Source organism: Maribacter sp. MAR_2009_72 (genome assembly GCF_007827235.1).
Taxonomy (GTDB): Bacteria; Bacteroidota; Bacteroidia; order Flavobacteriales; family Flavobacteriaceae; genus Maribacter; species Maribacter sedimenticola.
Map to the genome: position 1 here is coordinate 1,113,610 of NZ_VISB01000001.1, position 17,103 is coordinate 1,130,712.

The 17,103-nt window shown below is 38.6% G+C and carries 12 protein-coding genes; 1 reads left to right on the forward strand and 11 read right to left on the reverse strand.

The window, feature by feature from the left end; translation table 11 throughout:
• Positions 1-39: 39 nt before the first annotated feature.
• From JM81_RS04815 to JM81_RS04855, 9 genes are all read right to left on the reverse strand, one after another.
• Positions 40-2,187 (reverse strand): VIT and vWA domain-containing protein, encoded by a 2,148-nt coding sequence (locus JM81_RS04815; RefSeq protein WP_144801006.1) that lies wholly within the window; start codon positions 2,185-2,187, stop codon positions 40-42.
• A gap of 259 nt (positions 2,188-2,446) precedes the next feature.
• Positions 2,447-2,782, reverse strand: coding sequence for an L-rhamnose mutarotase (locus JM81_RS04820; RefSeq protein ID WP_144801008.1), 336 nt, complete (start codon positions 2,780-2,782; stop codon positions 2,447-2,449).
• Entirely contained in the window at positions 2,769-4,112 is a 1,344-nt protein-coding gene (gene fucP, locus JM81_RS04825; protein ID WP_144801010.1) for an L-fucose:H+ symporter permease, read from the reverse strand. The genes JM81_RS04820 and fucP overlap by 14 nt, the downstream gene beginning before the upstream one ends.
• A gap of 6 nt (positions 4,113-4,118) precedes the next feature.
• A complete protein-coding gene (locus JM81_RS04830) occupies positions 4,119-4,901 on the reverse strand; it encodes an SDR family oxidoreductase (RefSeq protein WP_144801012.1) in 783 nt (260 codons plus the stop codon).
• A 48-nt stretch (positions 4,902-4,949) separates the two neighbouring features.
• Complete coding sequence (locus JM81_RS04835) at positions 4,950-5,780, reverse strand: amidohydrolase family protein (RefSeq protein WP_144801014.1); 831 nt, start codon at positions 5,778-5,780, stop codon at positions 4,950-4,952.
• Complete coding sequence (locus tag JM81_RS04840; protein ID WP_144801016.1) at positions 5,780-6,637, reverse strand: fumarylacetoacetate hydrolase family protein; 858 nt, start codon at positions 6,635-6,637, stop codon at positions 5,780-5,782. The genes JM81_RS04835 and JM81_RS04840 overlap by 1 nt, the downstream gene beginning before the upstream one ends.
• A gap of 41 nt (positions 6,638-6,678) precedes the next feature.
• Positions 6,679-7,452: an SDR family NAD(P)-dependent oxidoreductase gene (locus JM81_RS04845; protein ID WP_089259916.1), complete on the reverse strand. Its 774-nt coding sequence runs from the start codon at positions 7,450-7,452 to the stop codon at positions 6,679-6,681.
• Positions 7,442-8,773, reverse strand: coding sequence for an L-fuconate dehydratase (locus JM81_RS04850; RefSeq protein WP_144801018.1), 1,332 nt, complete (start codon positions 8,771-8,773; stop codon positions 7,442-7,444). The genes JM81_RS04845 and JM81_RS04850 overlap by 11 nt, the downstream gene beginning before the upstream one ends.
• A gap of 105 nt (positions 8,774-8,878) precedes the next feature.
• Positions 8,879-9,739: an AraC family transcriptional regulator gene (locus JM81_RS04855; protein WP_144801020.1), complete on the reverse strand. Its 861-nt coding sequence runs from the start codon at positions 9,737-9,739 to the stop codon at positions 8,879-8,881.
• A gap of 228 nt (positions 9,740-9,967) precedes the next feature.
• Here JM81_RS04855 and JM81_RS04860 point away from each other — a divergent pair, with 228 nt between their 5' ends.
• The gene (locus JM81_RS04860; RefSeq protein WP_144801022.1) at positions 9,968-12,070 is read left to right on the forward strand and encodes a thioredoxin domain-containing protein; all 2,103 of its coding nucleotides are present in this window, start codon (positions 9,968-9,970) and stop codon (positions 12,068-12,070) included.
• Between the two features lie 14 nt (positions 12,071-12,084).
• Here JM81_RS04860 and JM81_RS04865 read toward each other — a convergent pair whose 3' ends face one another.
• Together JM81_RS04865 and JM81_RS04870 are read right to left on the reverse strand one after the other, a co-directional pair.
• Positions 12,085-15,396: a VCBS repeat-containing protein gene (locus JM81_RS04865; protein ID WP_144801024.1), complete on the reverse strand. Its 3,312-nt coding sequence runs from the start codon at positions 15,394-15,396 to the stop codon at positions 12,085-12,087.
• Positions 15,397-15,602: 206 nt separating this feature from the next.
• Positions 15,603-17,096, reverse strand: coding sequence for a SusD/RagB family nutrient-binding outer membrane lipoprotein (locus JM81_RS04870; RefSeq protein WP_089259911.1), 1,494 nt, complete (start codon positions 17,094-17,096; stop codon positions 15,603-15,605).
• Between the last annotated feature and the right edge of the window lie 7 nt (positions 17,097-17,103).

Genomic DNA, 17,103 nt, shown 5'->3' on the forward strand with positions numbered 1-17,103 from the left:
CTTCTCCTTTTGGAGAACCAACTAACCAAAACTAACTACCTATTTTTTCAATGTTAATGTGATTTCTTTTTTAACGGATTTTAAACTTATTTTATCAAATTCCAACAGCATACTTTCATCAACTGTCCAGCTACCATTCTCAAATTTTTCTACTCGTATAACCTTGCCTTGAGCATTGAATTTTATACGCAGACTTTCATACTTTTTTAAGTATTCCGAAACTAATTTGGCATACATCACTTTAAATTCCATCGTTAACTGTCTTTTTTCATTCTTTGCTATCTCATCTTCAAAAATTATGTTGAACGTGCGTTTGAATTTGCTGGTTTCTTTGACCTCCGCTTCTGCTCCTACGGCGGAATTGTTTACGTTATCTGGCATTGGCAACGGCTGTTTTACTTTCCTCAATGTACCATCTTTATTGACTATGGCTTCATCGACCGCTACAAAAGAGGTGTAATTCGTCAGCAAATTATATTTGAGTCCTAGTGCCACCACCTCAGCTTTCACATCTTCATTAAATAGCTTCTTGTAATCATCCAATTCCCCTATTCGCTTTCTAGCCCACAAATAACCCAAGGCTTTGTTCCGCTTGCTTAAATGTCCATCAGTTACATTATACACTTGTCTAAAACGTTTTTTGCCTTGATATCCGGTGACGATTATTTTCCCTTCTGCCTTACCCTTATATTTGCCGTGAACAACTACCGGTCTTGCTGCAAATACATCTGGTATGCTCTTTTGGGCAAGGTCGTACATATCAAATCCTTTCGATTCAATCTTTACTCGTGTCAATAATGGAGTTGCTATATAATTTGCAAAGTCTTTAGCCACTTCGGCAGCTTCTTCAGACGTGGTGGCAATGAACGATTCGCTGTTAGAAACCTTTGCCATACCTTCAACTAAATACCTATTTACACTAGAACCGATACCAAAGGTGAAGACACTGGCTTGGTCTAGATTGTTACGTATAAGTTCAAAGGCTTCTTTTTCAACGCTTACATAGCCATCGGTAATGACCACCATAGATCTTGCTACGCTCATATCTTTTCTAGGCAGTTTATATGCTGTTTGTAGCGCACTTAACAATTGTGTGCCTCCACCACCTTGACCTTCCGATAAAAACCGAATTGCCGCCTCTATATTCTGCTCGTTGATTTCTACAGGCACAGCGCTAAACATAGTTGAACTTGATGCAAATAGCTGAACATTGAACGTATCCGTCATTCGTAATCCACATAAAAGATTGCGCATTAAGGTTCGCGATACTTCTAAAGGATACCCGTTCATAGAACCCGATACATCAACGATAAACAAATATTCACGTGACGGAATATCGTCTAACACCACATTCTTATTAGGTTCCATTTGAAAAGAAAAGAAGTTTTCTTCTTCGCCTTCGTACAACAATAATCCGGTTTGTATTTGATTGCCCCTTAAATTGTATTTTAAGATAAAATCTCGGTTCGACGGATTTTTATTTTCTTGGGATAGTACAATCTCAGCTGTTTTCGCATCAGGATATTCCACTATAATTTCGTGTGATGCACTATTGACATGTTGAATGATCATACCTGCGTTTAGCCTAACCGAAATATCGAAATCAAAACTATCTGCAATACCTTTTGCTGTGTATGGCATTGCAAAACTACCTTCTGTTTCAGCACTTTCCCCAGTAAATCGTGGACCCACTACGGCAGGTGCTACAAACTGATATTCGCCATTTACAGGCACCAACATTTCGGTATAATAAATGTCGATCGTAATTTCATCGCCAGGCATAATATTGCCCACATTCATTTGAAACACATTGGGTCTATGTTGCTCTAACTTTGCAGCACGCTTACCTTCTTCAATGGCGGTATCGTAAACTTTTTTAGCTTCTTGCTTTTCAAATATTTTGGCAACTACACGTCGGTCATCAACTATCATATGCATTTTATGAACCGCCGCCTTTGTAGATAGCGGAAACACATACTTGGCTTCTATAGGTTCGGCTCCTTTGTTTTGATACACTTGTGTAACGCGCACATGGGCAATGGTACCCGCTATATTTGCTTCTGTAATGGAAGATTTTAAAGGTATAATGGCGTTCTCGGTAGAGACCAATAAATACGGACTGTCAGTAACTTGGGAAAAACCTGCATTGCAGATTGCGCACAGTAAAAAAGTGTAAAATAGTTTCATGATCGTTGTATTAGATTAATATTTCTTATTCAAATCTAACAGTGAACAATCGCTAAAAAGGATGGGTTTTAGTATTCGTTGGGTATTATCTAGAATTCGTAATTAATCTTTCCTTTAAGATGGTATATATGGTCATAAGTGATATCCGTTAAAAGACAAGGAAAGTTAAATTAGTCCTTTAAAAAAAGTATACCTTAAAAAATATCTTTGCTAGTATTGGAAATGCGCATTATCAACTGCACTTAAAAGATATAACTGATTATAACTTAAAAATTCGTTCCATGGGCACCCATTTTTGTCCGGGTTTAGCACTTGGAATAGCTTGTTGATATTGCCACATTAATTTTTCCCATTCTTGTACTTTGGGATTTTCCGCATCATTTTTTGCTTTCGTCTCCGCATCATAATCTTTGCCCACCTCCATGATCATGTAAAGTCTATTGGCATGAAGATATATTTCCATATCCACTATTCCCGCATTTTTAATGCTCTGTATAATCTCTGGCCATACCTCATTGTGATAGGCCCTATACTCCGCAATTAATTTAGGGTCATCCTTAAGATCGCAAATAAAACAGTGCCTAATGGTTATCAAGACCTACATTTTTTTTAAGAGATAATTTAAATACATAATGACCATAAAATGCTACAACAAGGAAACAAGTAAGGGGTAAAACGAACGAAAAATTGACTTCCGGTACGCCTAAAATTTTCAAATCGGTATAACCTACTCCTCCCATATCTAAAATTACTCCCTGTAATGTAGGCATCAATGCCCCGCCCACAATAGCCATGACCAAAAATGCCGCTCCAAATTTTGCATCTTCCCCTTGACCTTCCAAAGCAATGCCATAAATGGTAGGAAACATGATGGACATAAAAAATGAAACCATAACCAATGCAAATAGCCCAACCATACCGGGAACAAATATGGTAATTACAGTACAAAGGCAGGCGCCAATGGCGAACAACCGCAAAAGTTTGCCAGAATCTATATATTTTAACAATAATGTTCCCGTGGCCCTGCCCACCAAAAACAATATTAATGCCGCAATTCCAAAATTCACTGCAGTGGCATTGTCCATACCAAATGATTCCGCATACTGGTAAAGATAGGTCCAACACATGATCTGTGCCCCAACATAAAAGGCTTGTGCCACTACTCCTCCTACAAATTTCCTAGATTTGAAAAGCCGTCCTATGGACTTACCTACGGCCACTTTATTTTCCTGTTCTTTATGACGGGGCATTTTTAAGACCGCAATGACTACCAAGAATATTAAAACAACCAAACCCAAAAAAACGTATGGATCGCGAATTACGGCCAAATCTGCAGTACGTACCACTGCCTTGGCGCTATCCGATAAAGTAGCATATACGGCAGAACCATCCGGTAATGTATCATCTGACCGTAAGGAGGATAAAATAAATTTTTGCGCTACCAATAAACCTAAAAGTGCTCCAACGGGATTAAAGGCCTGTGCCAAATTTAGACGCTGTGTAGCCGTTTCCTCTGACCCCATAGACAGAATATAAGGGTTTGCCGTAGTCTCCAAAAATGCTAGGCCAAAGGTTAATATATACAATGCCGCCAAAAAAAAGTTGAATTCCTCATAGGCCGCCGCGGGATAGAACAACATTGCACCCAAGGCATAGAGTGCCAGTCCCAGAATAATTCCCTTTTTATAGGAAAACCTATTTACAAAAATAGCCGCCGGTAGTGCCATTGTAAAGTACCCGCCATAAAAGGCAAACTGGACCAAAGAGGCTTGAAAATTATCCAGTTCCAATACCTTTTTAAATGCAGAGACCATTGGGTTGGTGATGTCATTGGCAAAACCCCACAGCGCAAATAAAGAAGTTATCAGCACAAAAGGAACAATGACTTTTTTGGAAACTATTGGTGTTTTTTGTGGCTGATCCATGGGTAGTTATAATACTGGTTTATCTAAATGGGTATATCCGCCGTCCACAAAAATAAGCTGACCGGTGGTATGGCTAGATCTTGAAGATAGTAGAAAAAGTACCATATCCGCAATTTCTTTTTCTGTTGTCATGCGTTTTTCAAGAGGAATTTTATCGGTAATGGAACGTAATTTTTCTTCTGGATTATCAAATGTTTTGATCCAACGCTCGTATAATGGCGTATAGCACTCCGCGACTATTACTGCGTTTACACGTATTGAATAAGGTACTAATTCTACCGCCCATTCCCTGGTCAACGCATTGCGTCCTCCATTGGCCGCCGCATAACCGGAAGTACCGCCCTGCCCCGTTACGGAGGTCTTTGAGCCAATATTCACTATTGATCCCTTGTTTTGTTTTAGCTGTGGCAAAACCAATTGGGCCATTTGATAATAATGTGTCAAATTTTTATGGATCGATTTCGTAAACTGTTCTACGGTACCATGTTCCAATCCTATGGAATCATTTACCCCTGCGTTGTTAACGAGACCGTCTATTTTACCAAATTCGGCAATTGCATCATCTACGGCTTGCTGACATGCTTGCCCATCCATTAATTCCGCATAGGCCTTACCTGCTCTAAACCCTAAGCGTTCTATTTCCGTAACGGTGGCATCTACGGTCTGTTTATTTCTACCAATGATAAATGGAATTGCTCCTTCGGCAGCTAAACCCATACTTATTCCCTTACCAATACCGGCGGAACCACCGGTAACTAAAATCACCTTATCCTTTAAGTATAAATCCATTTACTATTAGAAATTAATAACTAGCCTAAGGTATAAGAATTTTTGGATTTAACTACCTATTGAATAAAATCCGCAGGCCGTACCACCTAAAACCAATGCCCTTTCCTTATCACTTAACTTTTTCAAATAATTATCTACCAATGCTTTGACCTTACGGTAATCGGAAGCCAAAAGACATACGGGCCAGTCTGACCCAAACATGATTCTCTCCGCCCCAAATACATTAAATACAACATCGATAAATGGTATTATCTCCTCTTCTGTCCAATTGGTCCAATCTGCCTCTGTAACCATACCGGACAATTTCACATAAACATTAGGGAACGCAGCTAATTTTTTTATGTCATTAGACCAGTTGACCAACCCTTCTTCCTTAATTGCAGGTTTTCCAATATGATCCAACACAAATTTGTTATCGGGAAAACTATGTACCAAATCTAAAACATGGGGCAATTGGTTGTGGTAGACCAATAGATCATACGTTAAATTAAACTTGGCCAGTTCTGCCAAACCTTTCCTGAACGCGGTATCATAAAAGAAACTATCGTTCTCTGCTTGTAATATCCAACGAACTCCTTTAAAATAAGGGTCTTCCTTATATTTACTTAAGCGTTCGGCTACCTGCTCATTACGAAGGTCTACCCAACCTACGACCCCTTTAATACAATCATACTGGTTGGCCAAATGCAACAAAAATTCTGTTTCTTCCTCAGTTTGTGCCGTTTGTACCGCAATACAACCGTCTACACCATTTTCTTTTAATATGGGCTCCAGGTCATGCGGTAAAAAATCGGTTTGAATAATGGACATATCATCAGAAATCCACTCATGATGTTCTGGATGATAAATCCAAAAATGTTGATGACTGTCTATGACCATTACCCCTTATAATCCATTACCTTTTGCTTTGAAACTCCTAACCCATCAATACCCAATTCCATAACATCTCCGTTTTTAAGGTAAAGAGGTGGGTTTAATCCCAGTCCAACACCAAAGGGTGTTCCTGTAGAAATAACATCACCGGGCAACAAGGTCATAAACTGGCTGATATAGCTAACGACTTCCTGCACATTGAATACAAAGTCCGATGTTGAACTGTTCTGCATCATTTTACCGTTTAATTTTAACCAAAGGTTTAAATCATTAGGATTTTCTATTTCTTCCTGTGTAACCAAATAAGGTCCTAATGGTGCAAACGTATCGCAACTTTTACCCTTTACCCATTGGCCTTCACGATCCAATTGAAAGGCTCGTTCACTGATATCATTGTGCAAAACATAACCTGCAATATGATCCATGGCCTCCGTTTCCGATACATAGGAAGCTTTTTTACCAATAACTATCGCCAGTTCTACCTCCCAGTCGGATTTAGTACTGTTTTTAGGAAGGATTACCGTATCATAGGGTCCTATGATCGAGGAAGTAGCCTTAAAGAACAACACAGGTTCTTTAGGTATTGCCATACCGCTTTCGGCTGCATGTTTGGCGTAGTTCAACCCTACGCATACTATTTTTGAAGGTCTACAGATCGGAGATCCCAAACGTACCGCACCGTCAATTCTATTACACGTATCCGTATTTTCCTCTAGCCATTTGGCCAGCCTCTCTACCCCATTGCTTCCAAAAAATGCTTCATTGTAGTCCTCTCCAAATGAAGAAACATCTATCCGGTCGCCATTTGATAATTGTATACCCGGTTTTTCAGAACCTACCTCTCCAAATCTAATCAATTTCATATGTACTAATTTTCAAATTTTATTAATTCCCTTCTAAAGCATCAACCATTCAATTTTATGAATCCGCCGTCTATTGGGAAATCGGTACCCGTTACGAAAGAGGCTTCGTCCGCGCACAGGTATAAAGCTAAATTAGCTACTTCTTCTGGAAGTCCCATACGCCCAATAGGTTGTGTTTTGGACAATTTAGCAAACATTTCCTTTTCCTCCCCTGGATAGTTATCCTTAATGAATCCATCTACAAAAGGCGTATGTACCCTTGCCGGCGAAATACAATTACAGCGAATGCCATATTGTACATAGTCTTTTGCTATGGAATAGGTCATGGTCAATACCGCTCCTTTTGACATGGAATAGGCAAACCGATCTGCCACCGCAACGGATGATGCCACGGAAGCCATATTGATGATTACACCTCCTTTTTCCTTCATGTGGGGCACTACGCTATACAGGCAATTGTACACACCCTTTACATTTACATTATAAATTCTGTCAAATTCCGTTTCACTGGTCTGCTCCACATTACCTACATGAGCAATACCTGCATTATTAATTAATATATCTATGGTATGTTCTTTCGCAATTGAACCTACAACTTGCCCTACATTTTCTTGGTTGGCCACATTACATTGATAAACAGAGGATTTTCCACCTTCTTCCAAAATTTCGCGCTGGGTCTGTTCCGCATTTGCAACGTTCATTTCCAGAATCATAACATGGGCTCCTTGTGCCGCCAAGGTTTTTGAAATTGCCTTTCCAATTCCACTTCCACCCCCTGTAACGATGGCCGTTTTATGTGCTAAACTAAATTTCATATAACTTATTATTCATTTCGGACACCCAATACTCCCCTTCGGGAAAACTGTACGTATCAATAGATGCCTTTTTCATAGTAATACTATAACCGGGGTTTTCCGGTGCCATATAGGCCCCATTCTTAATAATGACCGGATTTACAAAATGTTCGTGCAAATGATCCACATATTCTATAATCCTATCGTTCATGGTGCCGCTAAAGGCTATAAAATCTATCATGGATAAATGCTGTACATATTCACAAAGACCAACGCCTCCCGCATGGGGACAGACCGGTATCCCAAATTTGGCCGCCATTAACAATATGGACAGTATTTCATTAACACCGCCAACCCTACAACTATCTATCTGACAAATATCCATTGCCCCGGCCTGCATTAATTGTTTAAATATAACCCGATTTTGACAATGTTCACCCGTGGCCACCTTGATCGGGGCTATGGCATTTGCTATTTTTGCATGACCAAGAATATCATCTGGACTGGTAGGCTCTTCTATCCAATACGGATTAAATTTCTTTAAGTGCTCCATATTTTCAATGGCCTCATCCACGTCCCACTTTTGATTGGCATCCATCATTAGCTGTAAATCGTCACCAATTTCCTCCCGTATGATACCCGCCCTGCGCATATCATCATTTAGGTCAGAACCTACTTTCATTTTCATATGCTTAAAGCCCTGATGCTTGGCTTGTTTACATAAATTACGCATCTTATCATCAGAATACCCTAACCATCCGGCAGAAGTAGTATATGCAGGATAACCATTTTCCACAAGATATGCCATACGCTCATTTTTTGTGGATTCCTTGGCGGTAAGCAATTCCAAGGCCTCATCTGGCGTAATGGCATCCGTTATGTACGTAAAATCTATACATTTTATCAATTCCTTCGGAGTCATTTCCGCAATTAATCTCCATAACGGTTTGTTCTCGGATTTAGCATATAGATCCCACACCGCATTTACCATTGCTGCCGTTGCCAAATGTATTACACCTTTCTCAGGACCTAGCCAACGTAGCTGGCTGTCTCCCGTAATCATCTTATAAAAGGTGCCCATATCCTGGGTAAACGTGTGCAAGGATTTATCTTTGACCAAATAAGAAAGGGCTTCTATAGCCTTGGTACAAATCTCGTTGCCCCTACCAATGGTGAACGTTAGTCCATGGCCTTCCAAATTGGGGATATTTGTTTTTAGAATGACATACGCCGCAGAATAATCGGGGTCCGGATTCATTGCATCTGACCCATCAAGTGCTTTACTAGTGGGGAACCGGATGTCCTTTACCAAAACATCCTCTATTATAATTTCATTGTTCATTAACCATACATTAAAGATTGAAAGTTATATTGATTTGAACCCCACAACAAATGAATTAACGACCAAAACCTATACTTTTTTTGCATCACGGTTTTTGTTATTCTACTACTTATACTTTGAAATAAATTCGGTAGGAGTAATTCCTTTTATAATCTTAAACTGTCTGTTGAAATTTGAAATATTGTTAAAGCCCGATAAAAATGCAATGCCAGTAATGCTCTCTTCATCATTCAACATTAATTTACAAGCATATCCTATACGCATTTCGTTTAAGTATTTGGTAAACGATTTTCTGTGCACCTTTTTAAAATACCTGCTGAAAGCAGATTTGTTCATCCCTATTTTGTCCGCTACGTCACAAGCACTTATTTGGGAATTAAAGTTTTCATAGATGAACTCATAGATCTGGTCCAATCTTTTGTTCTCTGTTCTACGAAAAGAGTCTAAATAACCCAGACTTGAAAGCAGTTCATAATGTTCATGATCGGCAAGTAATGCAAGAATATCCAGTAATCTAATGATTTGATCAATTGGTCTCAATTCATTTAATTCCTTTATTTTATGAATAATTCCGTCTTCAACATCTATAAATTTAATTCCTAATTCCGCCCGGTCCAAAAGCTGGGAAATTTTGTTCATTTCCGGTACTTCCAAAAAATCATCGCCTAGAAAATTTTTTAAAAAATGCACGGATATGGCCTCTGCACTTAGCCCACTTTCCTCTTCAAAATATGCGTCGTCATTTAACCACATATGGGGAATATTCTTTCCGATCAATACCAAATCGCCCCCTGTAAAACGTTCTATATTATCGCCAATAAAACGCGTACCCGAACTTTTGACCACATGGACCAATTCTATTTCTGGATGATAATGCCAGACCCTTAAAAAATTACTTTTGACCTCACGATTTATGGTCAAGGACCTATTTAATTCACTAGTTCTGTTAAGTAGATGTAATTTCACGTATGCAATTGAAATTTAAAAGAACATGAATTTACGAATTGTATAAATAGTATTGGTGATGATTTTGGTTTTAACACAAAGAATAATGGTTTTCTTAATTTTAGCACCTTACTTATGGCTTAATAATTCTATAGAGGCCAAATCTAAAATTCTTGACAGGTCATGGCAAACCGCATTTGTTTCTAGAATAAATACGGTATTTTTACTTTAATATTCAATCTTCATTATATGGGCTATTTCCAGTCTTATAAAAAAACCTATCTATTTGCCGTTACCATGCTATTTTTAAGTTTGGCAGCATGGGGCCAAAATCATGGAACTGAGAAAAAACACCCTTTCACCAACGGATTGATTCATGAAACCAGCAGCTATTTACTTGAGCATGCACATAACCCGGTCAATTGGCAACCTTGGGACGAAACTATCTTAAAGGAAGCAGAAGAATTGAACAAATTAATAATTGTGAGCGTGGGGTATTCCTCTTGCCATTGGTGCCATGTTATGGCCAAGGAAACTTTTGAAGATGAGGAAGTAGCAAAATTAATGAACGCCAATTTTATCAACATAAAAGTTGATCGGGAAGAACGCCCGGATATTGATCAATTATACATGACAGCCGTGCAATTGATAAAAGGACAAGGAGGTTGGCCCTTGAACGTTATATTATTACCCAATGGAAAACCGCTATATGGCGGCACCTACCATACCAAGGATCAATGGATGAGCATACTTCATAAAATTACCGAATTGTTTACCCAGAACCCTGAAAAACTATATGAGTTTGGTGACACCATTACAGATGGTATTTCTTCTCTTAATTTTATGTCTCCTGAGGATTCCGCGGATTTTGCATCTAGTGTTCAATTAAACGAGTCAATCATTAAATGGAAAAATTCTTGGGACACCATTTGGGGCGGTACCAAAGGTCCCGAAAAATTTATGCTTCCAGAAAATTTGACTTTCCTACTAGATTATGGATTGCTTTTTAAAGATGACATTACCCTTGAACATGTAACAACCACCTTAGACAATATATTGCTTGGCGGTATTCATGACCATATAGAAGGTGGGTTTTATAGGTACAGTACGGACCCATATTGGAAGGTTCCCCATTTTGAAAAAATGCTTTACGATAACGCCCAACTAGTAAGCATATTCTCAAAAGCCTATAGTGTATTCAAAAAAGAATCCTATAAAAATGCAGCTATAAGAACCCTTTCTTTTCTTGAGTCTAAAATGAAAAATCAGGATGGAGGATTTTTTGCCACCATTGATGCAGATAGTAACGGTAAGGAGGGTGCATTCTATATTTGGAGCGAACAAGAACTTAAGAAGGTCATCACCAAAAATTATGACCTTTTCGCCACCTATTTCAATATTGATAAAAAAAATGAGATCGAAGGCGGAAATTATATTTTACATCTTTCCAAAAACGACCATGAGTTTGCCAAGGAACATGGATTAAGTCTGGCAGATTTCACAAAATTGCGCAACCAATGGATCAATACACTAAAGGTCCAAAGAGATTTGCGCAATGCACCACGTATAGATAGAAAAATAATTACTTCTTGGAACGCTTTAATGATTACCGGATATGTAGATGCATACCGTGCGTTCGGCACAAAAAAATATCTTGTAGAAGCTCAAAAAACCATGGATTTCGTTAAAACCAAAATGTATACGGGTACACTTAGTCACTCTATGGTAAACAATAACCTTAACACCAATGGTTTCATAGAGGATTATGCATTCGTAATACATGCCGCCCTCAATCTCTATTCCGTTAGTCTTGATGAAAAGGACCTTTATTTTGCCCAAAAATTAACAACACAAACAAATTCATTGTTTTTAGATGAGGAAAGTTCATTTTACAGGTATACCGACCATACCAAACATATTGCAAAAATCATTAAAACCGATGACGGGGTCATTCCTTCCCCAAATTCAATTATGGCGCTTAATTTATTGAAATTGGGCCATTTGTTGTACAATACCGATTTTATGGAGCAGAGCGACCGAATGTTAAAGGCTATGCAGCCCCAACTACTTACGCATTTAGAAAGTTACAGTGTTTGGGGTTCTTTACTTTTAAAAAAAACGCACCCCTACTATGAAGTTGCAATTGTTGGCAACAATGTTAACACAATGATGCGGAACTTAACTGCAAACTACACGCCCAACACCTTGGTCATTGGCACCCGGAACAAAAGCGAACTTCCGTTGTTCGAAGGCAGGTTCATTGAGAACGAAACATATATCTATGTCTGTCAGAACAGTACGTGCCAACTTCCGGTATCTACTGTAGAGGAAGCATTGCAACAAATGCATTAGCCAAAAATGATGCTTTAATCCGTATTGATCTTTATGAGCTGAATTTCATCATTATTATTGGCAATGATAAGATAGTCAGAGTCCTTGCCCTTTAATTGTCTTATCCTTTTAGCGTCCTTGTTGATGAACAATCCTGTTTCATTAATTGTTTTTGCGGCAAAAGAACCATTACCATTTCCCAGCATCAATAAGCCAGTGCCAGCATCGTTTCTAGGAGTTTCAACTTCAAATCCGTAACAATTACCAACGACCAGCACATCTAAATTACCGTCATTGTTAAAATCATGCACTACCATATCCTCAATATTAGAGAATTGGGCCTGTACAGGTAAAGGAGTATGTTGAAATCTACCATTGCCTAAATTTTCAATATAGATAGATGCAAAGGTATCGGTTATATAATGCAGGGCTTCTTCTAAATTGTCCTTGCCATAAACCTGATCAATTTCTAATGAGGCAAATAGATCATATTTTTTAAATTCTTCCTTTAGGCTTGGAATTTGCTGGGACGAACAGGAAAAACCCCTTAATGGAAAATGTTTGTCATTGTTATAGTATCCCAAAACAATATCACTACTACCATTACCATCAAAATCATCATAATACACATCAAACGGGGTTTCATTGGTGGTTTTGTATTTATTATTTAGACCTAAGTTTCCCGCTATCAAATCTATATCCCCGTCATTATCAAAATCTCCTTGTTGTACACTATACCACCAACCAGCAGTAGTTTCAAAATCATTGACCATGGTTTTAGAAAGTGTTCCATCGGTATTTGAGAACAATGTAATTGGCATCCATTCCCCTACCAAAAACAAATCTGCATCACCATCTGCATCATAATCGGCCCAAATAGCATCGGTAACCATACCAACCTCATTGAATTCCGGCGCCAATTCATCCGTTTTATTAATCAATTGCCCTTTCTCATTAACAAACAACATACTTGAACTTGGTAAGGGGTACTGGTGAGGTATATGTCTACCTCCTACAAAAACATCCATATCCCCATCTTTATCGTAATCCATAACCTTTACTACGGAACTACTTATTGGTTTACCGTTCAGCAAGGCTCCTTTGTTAAAATTTCCCTTACCATCGTTGAGGTAAAGGCGATCCATATAATGGATATCATTTTTTACGTAGGCATTGCCACCACTAACTACAAAGAGGTCTTTAAATCCATCGCCGTTAATGTCCACAAATACGGCATCTACGTCCTCATAATTTTTTTCCCCTTCCCATAAACGTTCAGCAATACTTTTATAACTCCCCGTTTCATCTTGTATATACAGCATAGCCTTCTCCCCAAATGCACCACCAATGAACACGTCATCCAATCCGTCATTATTAATGTCGGCAACGGCCAATGCAGGGCCAAATTCTGACATGGTATGGGGCAATAGAACTTGATGTGCATAGTCATTGAATCTGTTTTCCTTATGTTTAAATTTTAATGAACCCTCCGTATGTTCCGAAAACATTTTCGGCACTTCAAAAGAGGTCGATATCATTTTTTCCTTTCCGGAAGTAATGCTCAGGTCTATCTGTTGGTTTATCACCGGATCATAGATTTCGGTACGCAATCCAGTAGGCCAGTTAACGAACAAACTATCAACACGGGCGTGGTTTCCCAAACCAAAATGAATAATGGGTTCACTTACCGAAAACATGCCACGTGCGCTAGTAGTCTCTGCATATTGCTGTTTACCGTCACCATAATAAATTTGCACATTTGCCCCCAATACGACTTCATTTTTGGGGTCTGACAATTGTATCCTTAAAAAATTGTTATTTGTATTGTTCCTTAAAATATGTGCTATTTCATTAACATTGTTCAATACCATATCCAAATCACCATCATTATCCAAATCACCATAGGCAGCACCACTTGAAAATGTTTTTTTATCGATCCCCCAATTTTCGGATACATCCTGAAATTGATACCCATCTACGTTCTTGAAGGACTTGTTTTGCATTTTAGTTGAAGGAAATAGGGCCACCATTTCATTATGGTCTACCACATCCCAAAGGGAATTATAGTCGGCATTGCCATGTTTGCCTACATATTCCTGTAATTTTTTATTGATATACAGTTTTATCTTTACATCTGCATCTGTGTTTCTGATATCCCGAACAATACCGTTTGAAACAAAAATATCCTTGTACCCATCATTATCAAAATCAGCGATTAATGGGGACCAGCTCCAATCTGTACTGGATACACCAGATAGCTGCCCGATCTCACTAAATGTACCGTTTCCATTGTTTAATTGTAGGGCATTGTACATATATTGATAGTTCCAGCCCTTATCCACAATTTTCCAAAACTGATCCGGATTCATACCGCTCATATTGGATTTTAGCCTGAAATTATCATTGGCCGCCATATCTACCGTAAAAATATCCAACAACATATCATTATTGATATCGGCAATATCTACCCCCATTGCATAATATGAAGTATGTTTAAATGCCGTATTGGACACATTTTTAAACGTTTTATCTCCCTGATTGATATAAAGTGCATCCGGTGCATCAAAATCATTGGCAACCACAATATCCGGATAACCATCTTTATTGATATCCCCTACGGTTACCGCATTGGCATAAGAGGGACTCAAGACCTTGGCTTCTTTGGATACATTATAAAATATACCGTTCCTGTTCTCATAGAGCTGTGGAGCATATTGTTCATCTGTTAGCTCCCCATTATCTGACATGACCTTATATTTGGAATATAAACCGGGATTAGGTGGCTGCCTCAACAAGAATGCATCTAGGTCACCATCTAGATCATAATCCAAAAATGCGGCACCCCGGGTTCTAGTAGTATCTCCCAAACCAACTTTTTGCGCTACTTCCACAAATGTGCTGTTTCCCTTATTGATGTATAATTTATTACGCCTCCAGTCTGGACGATCATCATACAATTCTTTGGTCACATAAATGTCCAAGAGTCCATCATTATTGATATCAATCATGGATACAGATGAGGACCAACCTTTATCCACCGCTAGAATGCCACTTTTTTTGGTAATGTCCTCAAATATAAAATTGCCCTTATTTAAATATAACCTATCTTTTTCCTGATTTCCACAGAAATAAATATCCAATAATCCATCATTGTTTACATCTCCTAAGCCAACCCCGGCCCCTTGATAAAAATTATCGTAAATGAAAAAATTCTCATCGTCCGTTGGTTTTAATTTATTATTGAAATCAACGTTGCTCTGCCTAGCCGGAACATAGTCAAACAACCTAGATTGTTGGCCTTTGACATACATTGAAATAAAGAACATTAAAAGAATGATTTTCTTCATGAACCTAGATTGAATAGGGTTATTAAATAATTATTGATTGGAGAAAAGTAACAATTTCCAAAGATATAATCTTGAAAGCTGTTTGTAATATGAACTTAAAATGAAAAAAGGAGATTTATACAAATCTCCTCTTTCCTTTACACTAACTCAACAATTGTATCTGTACTAAAAGATGAACTAATAAAACAGATTTCATATTTTAAAAATTATTCGGCATCCCACCATACTCTAGTGGTAAGCAAATCCGGACCTTGACTTGCAACGGCCGCATCATAATTTTCTTTGTTCGTTACGGCCTCACCCGTAAAATAAGTCAACCTTCTAGGAATGGTACCATTGGTAACATTACCAGGATAGTTTACTGGAGTCAATACAGGAAACCCTGTTCTTCTCCAGTTTGCAAATGCCTCATATTCGTTCAAGAACGTAGCAGCCCAGTATTGGGTATTGATTTGCTCCAATGCATTTGCCGGGTCATATGGGTTATCTGCCAAGTAAGTTGCAATATCCGCATCATCAATGGCTGCATCCTCAGAATACAGTTCTAAAAACTTCATGGCAGCGGTTACACCAGCATTATAGTGATCTTCTGCAGCGGCAGCACCACCAGCAAGACCCCATCTTACGGCAGATTCTGCCAACATAAATTCAACTTCTGCATATGTTTGGAAGAACATTGGTGCATCCAATCCCTGCAACGTGTTGGAATTTACTTCAGAATAAGTAGACATATCATCACCACCCGGTGCATTTGCAATGGTTGTACCATCATACCCATTTGGCAATCCTTTCTGAACAGCAACATCATTATTACCATCTGGCAATGCTACCAAAACCGGCATTCTTGGATCACCTTGCAAGAAATCCATGAAAGTTTTACTGATTCTTGAAGAACGGTCGGCAAGGAATACCTCACTATTTCCGTTTTGTAAAATTCCGTTACCAGATTGGTGAATTACATAAGCTATATCCTCATTTGAGGTCATTACACCACCCTCTATAGCGGTTTGTGCCCATTGTTGCGCCAAGGCAGGATCTCTCTTTACCAATCTTAATCCTAAACGTAACATCATGGAGTTGGCCCATTTCTTCCATTTGGTCAAATCACCATTGAATATGATATCTGAAGTACCCAAGGCACTTGTACCACCGCTCAAAGCATCCGATGCTTCCTTAAGTTCGTTCAACATGTCTTTGTAAATGAACTCTTGGTCATCATAAACCGGTCTCAATACCCCATCAATAAATCCTTTACCAGCTTCACTGTAAGGAATATCACCATAGATATCCGTTAATCTGTGAAAAGAGAATACACGTAGTATCCTAACCATAGCATACTCTGGAGACGCGGTCAATTCATCGGCCTCTAATTGAGCTTTCATATCTTCCAATGTCTTAATTGCCTGTGGATATTCCGCTTCCCATAAAGCACCGGCATAACCTGTACTTAACGTATACTTATCTCCATTCCAATATCCTTGCGTGCTTGCTAGGTGTTGCATCATTACGGAACAGTAAATAAAATTACCTCTCCAAGACTCATAACGTTGCCCCGCAGTATACAATACCGCTTGTGGAAATTTGTATTTTACATCTAATGTTGGAGCATATGTAGGGTCTACATTGATATCCTCAAAACCTTTATCACACGATGTGAAGAAGAGCATTGAAAATACCGCTAAATAAAATATATTTTTCATAGTTTTC

Excerpts from the sequence above, each read along its gene's own strand:
- JM81_RS04815 (WP_144801006.1), bottom strand. The coding sequence starts at position 2,187 with ATGAAACTATTTTACACTTTTTTACTGTGCGCAATCTGCAATGCAGGT.
- fucP (WP_144801010.1), bottom strand. The coding sequence starts at position 4,112 with ATGGATCAGCCACAAAAAACACCAATAGTTTCCAAAAAAGTCATTGTT.
- JM81_RS04830 (WP_144801012.1), bottom strand. The coding sequence starts at position 4,901 with ATGGATTTATACTTAAAGGATAAGGTGATTTTAGTTACCGGTGGTTCC.
- JM81_RS04835 (WP_144801014.1), bottom strand. The coding sequence starts at position 5,780 with ATGGTCATAGACAGTCATCAACATTTTTGGATTTATCATCCAGAACAT.
- JM81_RS04840 (WP_144801016.1), bottom strand. The coding sequence starts at position 6,637 with ATGAAATTGATTAGATTTGGAGAGGTAGGTTCTGAAAAACCGGGTATA.
- JM81_RS04845 (WP_089259916.1), bottom strand. The coding sequence starts at position 7,452 with ATGAAATTTAGTTTAGCACATAAAACGGCCATCGTTACAGGGGGTGGA.
- JM81_RS04850 (WP_144801018.1), bottom strand. The coding sequence starts at position 8,773 with ATGAACAATGAAATTATAATAGAGGATGTTTTGGTAAAGGACATCCGG.
- JM81_RS04860 (WP_144801022.1), top strand. The coding sequence starts at position 9,968 with ATGGGCTATTTCCAGTCTTATAAAAAAACCTATCTATTTGCCGTTACC.
- JM81_RS04865 (WP_144801024.1), bottom strand. The coding sequence starts at position 15,396 with ATGAAGAAAATCATTCTTTTAATGTTCTTTATTTCAATGTATGTCAAA.
- JM81_RS04870 (WP_089259911.1), bottom strand. The coding sequence starts at position 17,096 with ATGAAAAATATATTTTATTTAGCGGTATTTTCAATGCTCTTCTTCACA.